We start from the raw sequence: 12,580 nt of genomic DNA on the forward strand, positions 1-12,580 counted from the left end.
ATCGGCATCCCTGCCCTATGTATGCTCATTACCAAATCAGGCAAATGGTGAAATCAGGGAGAAGCGACGATGGCGATCTTCGACGACGAACCCAGGAAGAAGCCCCGCCCACACGAGATCGGACAGGATCTGTCGCTGCTGTCTGTCGATGATTTGTCCGAGCGCATTGACCTGCTGCGCGAAGAGATCGCGAGGCTGGAAGCTGAGCGGGCCGCCAGGGGCGCCACCAAATCCGCCGCCGAGGCACTGTTTCGCCGCGGATAATCCTGGCTGCATGGCCAGCCGCCCCGGAAAAGCCTGAAAGCGACTGCCAGAGCTGCACTCTCAAACAGACCTGCGCTTCGAAATTACCAGCCGGATCAGCCTATGTTCGCAACCTACCGACCGATCCTCTCGCTGCTGCGCGGCACCGCGTTCCTGCTGGCGGCCTCCGGCCTGCATGGCCTGCTTTTGCCGCTGCGCGGCCAGCTTGAGGGGTTCTCGACCGCCTCGCTCGGCCTGATGGGCACGGCATGGGCCGGCGGCTTCGTCACTGGCTGTTTCTTCGCGCCGCGGCTGGTGCGCCGTGCCGGTCATGTCAGGGCGTTCGGCGCCTTCGCCGCCTCCGGCGCAATCATTGCGCTCCTCACCGGCCTCATCATCGACGAGTATTTCTGGATCCTGCTGCGCGCCTTCACCGGCTTCACCATGGCCGGCGCCTTCATGGTCATCGAAAGCTGGCTGAATGAGAAGGCCACCAACGAGAATCGCGGCACCGTCTTCGGCCTCTATATGATGGTCACCTATGCTTCGATCATGGGCGGCCAGATGATCGTCGCCGGCGGCGATGTGAAATCGGCCTCGCTGTTCATGATCACCGGCATCCTGTTCTGCCTGTCGCTCCTTCCGACTGCGGTATCGACCCAGTCGCATCCGAAGCCGCTGCAGGATGTCAAGCTCGACGTCAAAGGCCTCTACGCCAATTCGCCGGTGTCGGCGGTTGCCTGCCTTCTGATTGGCATAGCCAATGGCGCTTGGGGCACGCTCGGCGCCGTCTATGGCGCCCGCATCGGCATCTCTACCGCCGAGATCGCGCTGATGATGAGCCTGGTGGTCATCGCCGGCGCGGCCATGCAGCTCCCCGCGGGCCGGCTATCCGACACCACGGACCGCCGTTTCGTGCTGGCGGGCGCAGCCTTCGGCGCGGCACTGTTTGCCGTGCTGGTCTTTCTGGTCGAGCCGCGTTCCGGCGTTTTCGTCATCTTGCTGACGGCCGCCTACGGCGCCTTCGCCTACACGCTCTATTCGATCGCCGTCGCGCATGCCAACGACCACGCGCGGGCGGAGGATTTCGTCAAGGTTTCCGGCGGCCTGCTGTTGCTCTATGGCTTCGGCACCATGATCGGACCGCTGCTGGCCGCCGCTTTGATGGGCTGGCTGCGCCCCGAAGCGCTCTTCCTTGCGACCGCGCTCGCGCATCTCTGCCTTGCCGGTTACACGCTGCTCCGCATCCGCGCCCGCGCGCCGGTTCCGATCGAGAACCGCGATGCCTTCAAGACGCAGCCGGCCGACCGCGCCGTCACGCCGGAAGCCTTGCGGCTCGACCCGCGCACAAAGGTTGAAACCGATGGTTGAGATTTGGGGAACTTTGCCCCACAAATGAGGCATGATGTTTTCCGACGCTTTCGTGGCGATAGCCGATCCCAACCGGCGCTATCTCTTGGAAGAGCTCCGGCGCGGTCCCAAGACGGTGAATGAGTTGGCCGCCGGTTTGCCGGTTTCGCGCCCGGCCGTTTCCCAGCATCTGAAAGTCCTGCTCGACGCCGGTCTGGTCAATGCCAGGGCCGAGGGCACCAGACGCGTCTACGCCGTCAGCACCGCCGGCTTCCTCAGGCTGAATGTCTGGCTGGATCAGTTCTGGGAACTCTCCCCTGGAGAGTGACCGCTGGCCACCAGCCGGAGGCCCTCAGTTCGCTCCCTGCAGCGCCGCGCCAAGCGCGTCGAGCAGTTCGCCGGTGCCATGCTCGCGCGTGGCCGGCGAGTCGATGCCGTCGAAGAAGGCCCCTTGCTCCGTCAGGATCAGTCGCGTTCCCCTGCCTTCCGCGATGAGCTCGATCGTCGCCAGCGAAACCGAAACTCGGGTTTCGCCGAACAGCAGCTCATAGCTGTAGACGATGCGTTTGTTCGGCACGATGTCCTGGTAGACGGCGTTGAAGAAATGCGTCTGCCCGTCGCTCGGGCAGCCGGCATTCACCTCCTTGGCGCCGATGCGAAAGTCCATTTCATGCCGGCTCGGCATCGGGTTGTCGGGATCGAAGAACCAGCGCTTCTTGGCCGCCGGATCGCTGAGCGCGAAATAGACCTTTTCGGGCGGCGCCGGATAGAGGCGTTCGATGACGAAGGTGGAATGGACGACGGATCGTTCGGTCATGACGGACCCCTTCAGGTTTGGTCGGTGATGTCCGTGAGAAAATCGCCGAGCCGGTCGAGCCGGCGTTCCCAGGCCAGTCGCCGCTCGTTGATCCAATGCTCGGCTGCCCGCAATGCGTTTGGCTCGATCCGGCAGGTTCGCACCCGGCCAAGCTTCTCGGTGCTCACCAACCCGCTCGTCTCGAGAACGGCGAGATGCTGGACGACGGCCGACAGCGACATCGCCAGCGGCTCGGCGAGCTGACTGACCGATGCCGGTCCGCGCGACAGACGTTCCACCATCTGGCGCCGGGCGGGATCGGCAAGCGCCTGGAACATCAGATCGAGCTGGGCGGGATCATGCAGCATCGAGGCTTAGCCATTGTTGTAGGGGAAGAACTTGAAATAGGGCTGCGCCTCCTCGATCACGCGGGCGAAGCTCGGCCGTTCGAGCAGACGGTCGTGATAGCGTTTCATGGCGGGGAATTTGTCGCCGAACGGCTCGACCTTGTTGGCGTAAAACAGCGCCGGCGAGGCGGCGCAGTCGGCCAAAGTGAAGTGGTCGCCGACTGACCACGTTTTTGACTGCATCTCCCGTTCGATGATGGCGTAGGAATTGCGCAGCTGCTCGCGCGCCTGCTCGACTCCGAACGGATCGGTCTTGTCTTGCGGCCGCAGCCGGTCGCCGACGATCTTCTGCATCGGCTCCTGCACGTAGAAGTCGTAGAAGCGGTCTGCCTGGCGCACCGTGATGGCGAGGTCGACGTCGGCGGGAATGAGCTCGACCGGCCCGGGATAATAGGCGGTGAGATATTCGATTACGATGGTCGATTCCAGCACCGTGCGGCCCCGCGCGTCATCGCGCAGGGCCGGCATCTTGCCTGTCGGCGAAACCTTCAGGAAAGCCGCGCGTGACTGCGCATCGCCGAGATCGACGATCTGAGGCGCAAACCGCGTGTTGTTTTCGTAGAACGCGATCAGCGGCTTCCAGCAGAAGGACGCGAGCGGATGGAAATACAGCGTCAGGGACATTTTTTCTCCTGTCGGCGGAGGTCGAGGCAGTACTGAAGTGATCACTTAACTATTTTCGCAGACCGCTGGTGTCAATCCTAATCCCGCCGGGCTAGCCAAATGCGGCGATGGCTTCGAGGATTTGCGGCCAATCGTTGCGGTGCAGTTCGTGGCCGCCGCCTTCGATCCGCACCAGCCTGCCGCCGGCAACCGCGGCGGCGAGCGCCTCGCCGTGCTCGATCGGGAAGAGCGGATCGGTAGTGCCGTGGATGACGAGCAGCGGCACGGTCAAATCCCTTATTCGCCGCTCCGGGCCGCTGCTCTTCAGCAGGAAGTGGTCGGTGGCGCTGGCGAGACCGCCGGACCGATCGTAGTCCTCCTCGATCATCGCACGTGTCCGTTCGCTGTCGCACGAATGCAGGGTGCTGGCGATTGCGCGAGCGTCCCTGACCATGAAGTCGATCACTTGTTGCCGGTTCGACCAATCGACTTCGGCACCTTCGGCGGAATGCTCTCGGTAGGCCTCGCTCGTCCCCGGCAAACCGGACGTATCGACACCGAGCGGTGAGCTGGAGATCACGGTCAGCGCGCTGACCCGTTCGGGATATTTCAGCGCTACGATCTGCGCGATCATCCCGCCCATCGACATGCCGACGACCTGCGCCTTGGCGATATTGTGATCGTCGAGCACACGGACGGCATCATCGACCATGTCCTCGAACCTGTAGGGCGGCGCGCCCGGCGTATACTTGGTCGAGAGACCAGTGTCGCGATTGTCGTAGCGGATGACGAAACCGCCGCGCTCGGCAAGCGCCCGGCAAAAGGCTTCCGGCCACCAGAGCATCGAGGCCATGGCGCCCATGATCAGAAGGATCGCCGGGTCGGCCGGGTCGCCGAAGCTTTCCGAATGGATCTCAGGGCGAGGCAAGACGGTCATCCTTCCCTCCTCTATCTCTCAATCTGCTTGCATATTGCAATCAGTTGCACGATAAGCAGGCTGATATCATAGTGCAACCGGTTTTTTGGAGACTGGCATGAACACCGAGCACCGCTCCGGCTGCCCGATCAATCTGTCGCTGGAAGTTTTCGGCGACCGCTGGAGCCTGATCATCCTGCGCGACATTATCTTCGGCGGCAGGCGTCATTTTCGGGAATTGCTCAACGGCTCGATCGAAGGCATTGCCTCCAACATCCTGGCCGATCGCCTGAAGCGGCTGATGGAGCTCGGCCTCCTGACCAAGGCGGACGATCCCAGCCACAAGCAGAAGGCGATCTACAGCCTGACCGAGATGGCAATCACCCTTGTGCCGATCATGGCGCATCTCGGCGCCTGGGGCCGCGTCTGGCTGCCGGTCAGCGAGGAGCTGTCGATCCGAGCCGAACTGCTCGAAAAAGGCGGCCCGCCGTTGTGGGATCGGTTCATGGACGAATTGCGCCACGAACATCTTGGAGCGCCGGTGAAGACGCCGCCCGGCACGCCGACCGTGCGCCGGCAGCTGCAGGCCGCCTATGAGGCGGTTGTCGCCCGTAAGCCTCAGGCCGCCGCCGCGGGTTGACGGCGTTTTGGACCCCGGGTCGCCGGGTGCAATCCTAGTTTAAGTTGATATCCCGGCTTGCCGACCGCATCGACACGGAGAAGCCGGCCAGCACATCGAACAGCGCGATGATCATCAACGTGAAGAACACGGAATGCGCGGCGCCCTTCACCAGCAGGAACTCGACCAGGAAGGCGATGAAGACCAGCGTCGACAACAGATGATCCAGGATCGACGCATTGGTGGTGCGCACCGATTTCGATATCTCGACGAAGAGGAAGATCAGCCCGATTAGCACCATCAGGTCGCCGAGCGTCATCGAGAAGACGCCGCCCGACATCATCCGGAACGAGAACATTTCGATCGTCCACGGATCGTCGCCGCCGCCGAACAGGCCGAGCAGTCCGAGGTTGTAGAGGACGAAGGGCACGATCAGCAGCGGGATGGCACCGAACATCTGGGCGTCTCCAATGAGGCACCCTTTTGTAAAAGGCGCGGCGGGCACGCCGTCAAGGCTTTTCGGCGATGGCGCCGAACACGCTCTAAATCCTAATGAAATAACGATGTCAGCCGTTTTTCCGCTGCCTTTTCGGCGGCTCGTGCCCAGCCAACGCGAGGACCTTCATCCGTCGCCAGAATCAAAAAGACCGGCCAGCGGCCGGTCCTCTGAAAACGTCACAACCATGGAAGCTTCTCAGCTTTCCCGTGCAAGCTTCTCAGCTTTCCTTAGGCTCCAGCACCTGGCGGCCGCGATACATGCCGGTCTTCAGGTCGATGTGGTGCGGCCGGCGCATTTCGCCGGAATTCTTGTCCTCGACATAGGTCGGGGCCTTGAGGGCGTCGGCCGAGCGGCGCATGCCGCGCTTCGACGGAGAAGTTTTTCTTTTTGGAACGGCCATGGATATGCTCCACTACATGGTCAAAATGCCCCGGCAACCCTCGCGAAAGGGCCGCATCGAGGCCATAATCTGAGAAAGTCGGGTGCCTATACACGCCTTGCGCCGTTTTGGCCAGCACTGGCACGAATTTTTTTGAGCCGGCGCCGCTTCATCTTATTCGAGGCAACCGACATAGGCGCCCGAACGCCCGGCGCGCCGCTCGATCAGATTGGCGAGACGCCTCAAACCCGGGCCTGGCCTGGCCGGATTGCGCGCGATCGGGTTGGGCAGGCTGACGGCAAGCAACGCTGCCTGCCGGCGCGACAATTGCCTGGGCGAGACGCCGAAATGATGCTGCGCGGCCGCCTCGATGCCGTATATGCCTGGCCCCCATTCCGCGATGTTGAGATAGATCTCCATGATGCGGCGCTTCGACATCACCGCATCGAAATAGACGGCCAGTGGCAGCTCGACCACCTTGCGCACGCTGCCCAGCGGCCGCGACCACAAAAACAGGTTCTTCACCGTCTGCATGGTGATGGTGGAGGCGCCGCGCGTCGCCTCGCCGGCAAGCGCATCGTCGACCACGCCGCGCAATTCGCCGAGGTCGACGCCGCGATGGAAGCAGAACTGCCCGTCTTCCGACATGATCACCGAATGCGTGAGTACCGGCGCCACATCGTCGATCGAAACCCAGCGCCGGTCGTAGCCGGAGAAGGTGACAAGATCCTTCAGCATCAGCGTCGAAACCGGATGCACGAAGGGCGGCAGATAGAGAAAGGTGAGCGCGACCGGCATCGCGGCCAGCACGATCGCCGCGACCAGGCAGCGCCGGCCAAGGCGCTTGAGACCGGCGCGGTTCAGGCGCCGCGGCCGTGCCATGTCCAGCCCTTCGCTTTCATGTTCGACGATCGGTTCCGTCAAGTCGCCCCCACCCGTGCCACCCGCTACTTCGGCATAATGGCGCGAGGCTGCTTGCGCAACGTCTGAGTGTCGGCTACCGGTCCCGGCCATGTTGAAAGACGACCAGGTGGCCTTCGAATCCGCGCTTTTTACGCGCGCCGCAGCAGTCGAGGTCCTGCTGCGGCAGGTCTTCGATGCGCCTCTGCTCTCCGGCGAGATCGCCCGGCCGGAACGCCTGATGGCGGCGATGCGCCATGGCGTGCTCAACGGCGGCAAGCGGCTCCGCCCTTTTCTGGTGATGGAAAGCGCGGCGCTGTTTTCGGCAAATGACGAGGCGGCGCTGCGCGTCGCCGCCGCGCTCGAATGCGTGCATTGCTATTCGCTGATCCATGACGATCTTCCTGCCATGGACGACGACGATCTGCGCCGCGGCCAGCCGACGGTGCACAAAGCTTTCGATGAGGCAACCGCGATCCTTGCCGGCGACGCGCTGTTGACTTTGGCCTTCGACATCATCGCCGACGAGGCGACGGCGTTGCCGGCCGAGCGGCGGGCGGCGCTGGTGCTGGCGCTCGCCCGCGCCGCCGGAACCGGCGGCATGGTCGGCGGCCAGACGCTCGACCTCGAGGCCGAGCGCAAGCGGCCGGACGAGGCCGGCATCATCCGTCTGCAGGCGATGAAGACAGGCGCGCTGATCCGTTTTGCCTGCGAAGCAGGCGCCATCATCGCCGGCGCATCCGCCGTCGACCGTGAAAGGCTGGCGGAGTTCGGCTCGGCGATCGGTCTTGCCTTCCAGCTAGCCGACGACCTGCTCGATCTCACCGCCGACGCAAAGCAGATGGGCAAGGCGACCAAGAAGGACGCCGCCGCCGGCAAGGCGACACTTGCTGCGCTGCACGGCGCCGATTGGGCGCGCGAGCAGCTCCACGGCCTGATCGACCAGGCGCATGCGCTGCTGGAGCGCTATGGCGAGCAGGCGGATTTGCTGAAGGCGGCGGCAACGTTTATCGCCACGCGGAGCAGCTGAGACCGCAGCCGACGTCGCGGAGCTCAGGTCGCGGTTTTCACCCCCGCCCCGCGGCGTTCGCCACCACGAAAGCCGCGTAAAGCGACTGCCGCGCCGTGATGAACAAGCGATTGCGCTTGGGACCGCCGAAAGTCAGGTTGGCCACCGTCTCCGGGATGCGGATCTTGCCGATCAGCGTGCCGTCTGGATCGAAGCAGTGGACGCCGTCGCCGGCCCCTGCCCAGACGCGGCCGGTCGTGTCCACCCTGAACCCGTCGAACAGACCGGCCGTGCAGGTGGTGAAAACGCCGAGTTCGCGCAGATTGTTGCCCTCGATAGCGAACTTGCGGATGTGCCTTGGCCCGTCCTTCTGATGCGTGACGCCTGTGTCGCCGACATAGAGGATCGTCTCATCCGGGGAGAAGGCGAGGCCGTTGGGTTTTGCCATGGTCGAGGCAACTCGCGTTACCTCACCGGTTGCAGGATCGGCACGATAGACATGACATCCCTCGATTTCTTGCTCGGCGCGGTCGCCCTCGTAGTCGGTGGCGATGCCGTAGGGCGGGTCGGAAAACCATACCGTGCCATCCGAGCGCACCACCACATCGTTGGGCGAGTTCAAGCGCCTGCCTTCGAAGCGGTCGGCGATCACCGATATCGAGCCGTCATGCTCGGTGCGGGTGACGCGCCGCGCGCGATGCTCGCAGGTGACAAGCCGCCCTTGGCAATCGACGGTGTTGCCGTTGGCGTTGTTTGACGGCGAGCGGAAGACCGAGACCGCGCCGCTGGTGTCGTCGTAGCGCATGATGCGGTCATTCGGGATGTCGGAGAAAAGAAGATACCGGCCGGCGGCGAACCACGCCGGGCCCTCGAGCCAGCGCCCGCCGGTCCACAGCCGCTCGACCGCAACGTGACCGACGAAACACCGCTCGAACCGCTCGTTGAGAACTTCGAACCCAGCGCCTTCAATGTCTCCGAACATGGTACTTCTCCGCGAAAACCGCCTCATCGATAGCCGGCGCGTTGATCCATTTTCAAGACTTGACCTGCATAAATGTTAGCGATAACATCGGTCGCAATTCAGTCATTTGCTTGGCTTGGGAGGAGGCCAAAAAATGCGGCCCAAGCTCATCGAATTCATCGACATCTCCAAGCGCTTTGGCGGCACCCTGGCGCTCAAGTCGGTCTCGCTCGACATCCATGAGGGCGAGATCGTCGCGCTGCTCGGCGAGAACGGCGCCGGCAAATCCACGCTGATCAAGACGCTCGCCGGCATCCACAAGCGCGACCAGGGCACGATCCGCTTTCGCGGCGAGGATTATCACCATCGCCCGCCCCGCCCCAATCAGCCGCAGAAGGTCGCCTTCATCCATCAGGACCTCGGCTTGATCGAATGGATGACCGTGGCCGAGAATGTCGGCATGGCGCAGGGTTTTTCGCGCCGCATAAGCCTGATCGACTGGCAAGACACCGAGCGCCGTGCAGAGCGCGCGCTGGCGCTGGTCGGCTGTGCCTTCGATCCGGCGACGCGAGTGCAGGACCTCTCCCGCACCGAAAAGTCTCTGGTGGCGATTGCCCGGGCTTTGGCCACCGAGGCCGACGTCTTGGTCCTCGACGAGCCGACGGCGAGCCTGCCGGCGGACGAGGTCGAGCGCCTGTTCGAGGCGCTGCGGCCGCTGCGCGAGCGCGGCGTCGGCATGATCTATGTCTCGCACCGGCTGGACGAGGTGTTCCGCATCGCCGACCGAGTCGCCGTCATGCGCGACGGCCGCATGGTCGCGGTCAAGCCGGTGGCCGAGACCACGCCGCAGGAACTGGTCGATCTCATCGTCGGCCGGCCGGCGCACCAGATGTTTGCCAAGTCGCATTGGCAGGACGGGCCGGAACGGCTCAGGGTGGAAAACCTCACCTGCGGCAGTGTCGGTCCGGTTCGCTTCGAGGCACGGTCCGGCGAGTTGCTTGGCCTGGTCGGCCTGCGCGGCGCCGGGCAGGAAGCCGTCGGCCGCGCGCTGTTTGGGGCCGAAGCTTTCGACGGCTCGGTCTGGCTCGATGGCAAGCGCCTCGACCTGTCCTCGGTCGGCGCCGCTCTTGCCGCCGGTGTCGGACTGATTGCGCGTGACCGCACCGAGGAATCCGTGGCGCTGTCGCTCTCGGTGCGCGAGAACATGTATCTCAACCCCTCGGCCGTCGGCCGCGGGCTCTTCTCCTTCATGAAGCCGGCCCGGGAAAGCGAGCTGACGCGGGAGCTCGGCGCACGGCTGGGGCTGCGGCCCAATGACCCGCACCTGCCGATCGAGGCGCTCTCCGGCGGCAACCAGCAGAAGGTGGTCGTCGGCCGCTGGCTGGCGACGGGCCGTAAGCTTCTGATCGCCGAGGATCCGACTGCGGGCGTCGATGTCGGCGCCAAGGCCGAGATCTATCGGCTGATCGCCGCCGCGGTCGAAGCCGGGCTGGCAGTGATCGTCGTCTCCACCGATTTCGAGGAAGTCGCCCACATCTGTCACCGCGCGCTCGTCTTCTCGCACAATCGCATCGTGCGCGAGCTCGCCGGCGATGCCTTGACGACGGCGGCGCTCATCAGCGCCGCTTCCGTGTCCGAAGCCGCCTGAGGAGGATCCATGAACTCGATCAAATCGACGGCGCTGGAGCCGACCCGTTCGGAGCTCGCCGGACTGAGCTACGGCCAGAAGGCGGCGCGCTATCTGCCGGTCTACGGCCTGCCGATCCTGACGCTGCTCCTGATCCTGCTCTTCTCGCTGCTCCTGCCGCGGACGTTCCCGACGCTGCTCAATTTGCGCTCGATCGTTTCCGACAAGGCGATCATCGCGCTCTTGTCGCTGGCGGCGATGATTCCGATGGCTTCGGGCCGCATCGACCTCACCGTCGGCTACGGCATCGTGCTCTGGCACATCCTTGCCATCAGCCTGCAAACCGCATTCGGCGTGCCCTGGCCGCTCGCGGTGCTCATCGTCATCCTGCTCGGCGTGCTCACCGGCTTCATCAACGGCCTGCTGGTCGAGGTGGCGCGCATCGATTCCTTCATCGCCACACTCGGCACCGGCACGGTGCTCTACGCTTTGGCAATGTGGTACACGGGCGGCCGCCAGGTCGTCGGCGTGCTTCCCGACGGTTTCCTTTCCCTCAACGGCACCATGCTGTTCGGCCTGCCGATCACCGGCTACTACGTGGTCGTGCTGGCGCTGGTGATGTGGCTGGTGCTCGAATATATGCCGCTTGGCCGCTACCTCTACGCCATCGGCGCCAATCCGAAGGCGGCCGCGCTCAACGGCATTCCGGTGCAGAAATTCGTCATGGGGGCCTTCGTCGCCTCCGGCGCGCTCACCGCCTTGGGCGGCGTGCTGCTGGCCTCGAAGCTCAGGATCGGCCAGGCCAGTGTTGGCCTCGAATACCTGCTGCCGGCCCTGGTCGGCGCATTCCTCGGATCGACTACCATCAAGCCGGGCCGCGTCAATGTCTGGGGCACGATCGTCGGCGTCGTTATCCTCGCCGTAGGCATTTCCGGCATCCAGCAGTTCGGCGGGTCGTTCTGGGTAGAGCCGTTGTTCAACGGCGTCACCCTGCTCGTCGCGATCGGCATTGCCGGCTACGCGCAGCGGCGCCGCGGCGCGGTGGTGCCGGCATCCGCGCCCACCAGCCGACCAGCCACCAGCCAATCAACAAATACAACCGACAATGCTTAATGGGAGAAACGATATGCAGCGCAGAACAGTCCTACAGCTCGGAATTGCCTGCCTGGCGCTTGGCATCGCCTCGCCGGCGCTGGCCGACCCGATGGCCGACGCCAAAGCGGTGGTCGATAAATATGCCAGCAAGGTCGAGAAGTGGGACGGACCGACCACGGGACCGAAAGGGGCTGCCGGCAAGACCATCGTCGTGCTCGGCGCCGACATGAAGAACGGCGGCATCCTCGGCGTCACCAAGGGTGTCGAGGAAGCCGCTGCCGCCCTGGGGTGGACGGTCAAGACGCTTGACGGCGCCGGCTCCATCGGCGGCCGCACCGCTGCCTTCGGCCAGGCGCTGGCGCTCAATCCCGATGGCATCATCATCAACGGCTTCGACGCCGTCGAGCAGAAGCCGGCGATGGAGCAGGCCAAGACGGCCAAGATCCCGATGGTGGCCTGGCACGCCGCGCCGACCGTCGGCCCGATCGACGATCTCGGCATCGTCGCCAACGTCTCGACCGATCCAATGCAAGTTTCGAAGGCGGCGGCCGACTGGGCCTTTGTCGACGCCAAGGGCAAGCCCGGCGTCATCATCTTCACCGATTCCACCTACCAGATCGCTATCGCCAAGGCGGACCGGATGAAGAAGGAGATCGAGGATCTCGGCGGGAAGGTGCTCGAATATGTCGACACGCCGATCGCCGAGACCTCGCAGCGCATGCCGCAGCTCACCACCTCGCTGCTGCAGAAATACGGCGATCAATGGACCCATTCGCTGGCGATCAACGACCTCTATTTCGACTTTATGGGGCCGTCGCTCGCGGCGGCCGGCAAGTCCGGCACCGATGCGCCGATCAACGTCGCGGCGGGCGACGGTTCGGAATCGGCCTACCAGCGCATCCGCTCCGGCCAGTTCCAGAAGGTGACGGTGGCCGAGCCGCTGAACCTGCAGGGCTGGCAGCTTGTCGACGAGCTCAACCGCGCCATGGCCGGCGAGAAATGGTCGGGCTACATCTCGCCGCTGCATGTGGTGACTTCCGACAATGTCGAGTTCGACGGCGGCCCGGACAACCGTTTCGACCCGGGCAACGGCTACCGCGACCAATACAAGAAGATCTGGGGCAAATAGACGCCCTCCAGAACGATCAGCGAGCGGCCGGCGATCATCCCGCCGGC

General features: G+C 64.2%; 16 protein-coding genes. 8 read left to right on the forward strand and 8 right to left on the reverse strand.

Annotated features, from left to right (window positions below; genetic code table 11):
- The first annotated feature begins 69 nt into the window (after positions 1-69).
- The 3 genes from P9217_RS26160 (at position 70) to P9217_RS26170 (ending at position 1,921) form a co-directional block, all read left to right on the forward strand.
- A complete protein-coding gene (locus P9217_RS26160; protein WP_067002029.1) occupies positions 70-264 on the forward strand; it encodes a DUF1192 domain-containing protein in 195 nt (64 codons plus the stop codon).
- Between the two features lie 102 nt (positions 265-366).
- A complete protein-coding gene (locus P9217_RS26165) occupies positions 367-1,614 on the forward strand; it encodes an MFS transporter (protein ID WP_067002026.1) in 1,248 nt (415 codons plus the stop codon).
- A gap of 31 nt (positions 1,615-1,645) precedes the next feature.
- Positions 1,646-1,921 (forward strand): metalloregulator ArsR/SmtB family transcription factor, encoded by a 276-nt coding sequence (locus P9217_RS26170; protein ID WP_067002023.1) that lies wholly within the window; start codon positions 1,646-1,648, stop codon positions 1,919-1,921.
- Positions 1,922-1,945: 24 nt separating this feature from the next.
- On the opposite strand, the gene P9217_RS26175 is transcribed toward P9217_RS26170, so the two are convergent.
- From P9217_RS26175 to P9217_RS26190, 4 genes are all read right to left on the reverse strand, one after another.
- Positions 1,946-2,410: an SRPBCC family protein gene (locus P9217_RS26175; protein WP_278087905.1), complete on the reverse strand. Its 465-nt coding sequence runs from the start codon at positions 2,408-2,410 to the stop codon at positions 1,946-1,948.
- Positions 2,411-2,421: 11 nt separating this feature from the next.
- Positions 2,422-2,757: a metalloregulator ArsR/SmtB family transcription factor gene (locus P9217_RS26180; protein WP_095799820.1), complete on the reverse strand. Its 336-nt coding sequence runs from the start codon at positions 2,755-2,757 to the stop codon at positions 2,422-2,424.
- Positions 2,758-2,763: 6 nt separating this feature from the next.
- Positions 2,764-3,420: a glutathione S-transferase family protein gene (locus P9217_RS26185; protein ID WP_278087904.1), complete on the reverse strand. Its 657-nt coding sequence runs from the start codon at positions 3,418-3,420 to the stop codon at positions 2,764-2,766.
- Positions 3,421-3,511: 91 nt separating this feature from the next.
- Positions 3,512-4,336, reverse strand: coding sequence for an alpha/beta hydrolase (locus P9217_RS26190; RefSeq protein ID WP_278087903.1), 825 nt, complete (start codon positions 4,334-4,336; stop codon positions 3,512-3,514).
- 97 nt (positions 4,337-4,433) lie between these two features.
- Here P9217_RS26190 and P9217_RS26195 point away from each other — a divergent pair, with 97 nt between their 5' ends.
- On the forward strand, positions 4,434-4,955 hold the full coding sequence (locus P9217_RS26195) for a helix-turn-helix domain-containing protein (protein ID WP_127241459.1): 522 nt from the start codon (positions 4,434-4,436) through the stop codon (positions 4,953-4,955).
- 34 nt (positions 4,956-4,989) lie between these two features.
- Here P9217_RS26195 and P9217_RS26200 read toward each other — a convergent pair whose 3' ends face one another.
- From P9217_RS26200 to P9217_RS26210, 3 genes are all read right to left on the reverse strand, one after another.
- Complete coding sequence (locus P9217_RS26200) at positions 4,990-5,391, reverse strand: hypothetical protein (protein WP_067319335.1); 402 nt, start codon at positions 5,389-5,391, stop codon at positions 4,990-4,992.
- A gap of 259 nt (positions 5,392-5,650) precedes the next feature.
- Complete coding sequence (rpmF, locus tag P9217_RS26205) at positions 5,651-5,833, reverse strand: 50S ribosomal protein L32 (RefSeq protein ID WP_006203806.1); 183 nt, start codon at positions 5,831-5,833, stop codon at positions 5,651-5,653.
- A 153-nt stretch (positions 5,834-5,986) separates the two neighbouring features.
- A complete protein-coding gene (locus P9217_RS26210; protein WP_278056922.1) occupies positions 5,987-6,694 on the reverse strand; it encodes a transglycosylase domain-containing protein in 708 nt (235 codons plus the stop codon).
- Positions 6,695-6,824: 130 nt separating this feature from the next.
- On the opposite strand from P9217_RS26210, the gene P9217_RS26215 reads away from it, so the two are divergent.
- Positions 6,825-7,742, forward strand: a complete 918-nt coding sequence (locus P9217_RS26215; protein ID WP_278087902.1) for a polyprenyl synthetase family protein — start codon at positions 6,825-6,827, stop codon at positions 7,740-7,742.
- Between the two features lie 37 nt (positions 7,743-7,779).
- Here P9217_RS26215 and P9217_RS26220 read toward each other — a convergent pair whose 3' ends face one another.
- Entirely contained in the window at positions 7,780-8,703 is a 924-nt protein-coding gene (locus P9217_RS26220; RefSeq protein WP_278087901.1) for an SMP-30/gluconolactonase/LRE family protein, read from the reverse strand.
- Between the two features lie 133 nt (positions 8,704-8,836).
- Between P9217_RS26220 and P9217_RS26225 the strand changes: the two genes are divergently transcribed.
- From P9217_RS26225 to P9217_RS26235, 3 genes are read left to right on the forward strand one after another with little or no spacing between them, the layout of a single operon-like run.
- Positions 8,837-10,330 (forward strand): sugar ABC transporter ATP-binding protein, encoded by a 1,494-nt coding sequence (locus P9217_RS26225; protein ID WP_278087900.1) that lies wholly within the window; start codon positions 8,837-8,839, stop codon positions 10,328-10,330.
- A gap of 9 nt (positions 10,331-10,339) precedes the next feature.
- Positions 10,340-11,422, forward strand: a complete 1,083-nt coding sequence (locus P9217_RS26230) for an ABC transporter permease (RefSeq protein ID WP_095799814.1) — start codon at positions 10,340-10,342, stop codon at positions 11,420-11,422.
- A 13-nt stretch (positions 11,423-11,435) separates the two neighbouring features.
- Positions 11,436-12,533: a substrate-binding domain-containing protein gene (locus tag P9217_RS26235; protein ID WP_067319345.1), complete on the forward strand. Its 1,098-nt coding sequence runs from the start codon at positions 11,436-11,438 to the stop codon at positions 12,531-12,533.
- Positions 12,534-12,580 lie beyond the last annotated feature (47 nt).

The sequence above is a fragment of the Mesorhizobium sp. WSM4989 genome (assembly GCF_029625795.1).
In the GTDB taxonomy this organism is placed as follows: Bacteria; Pseudomonadota; Alphaproteobacteria; order Rhizobiales; family Rhizobiaceae; genus Mesorhizobium.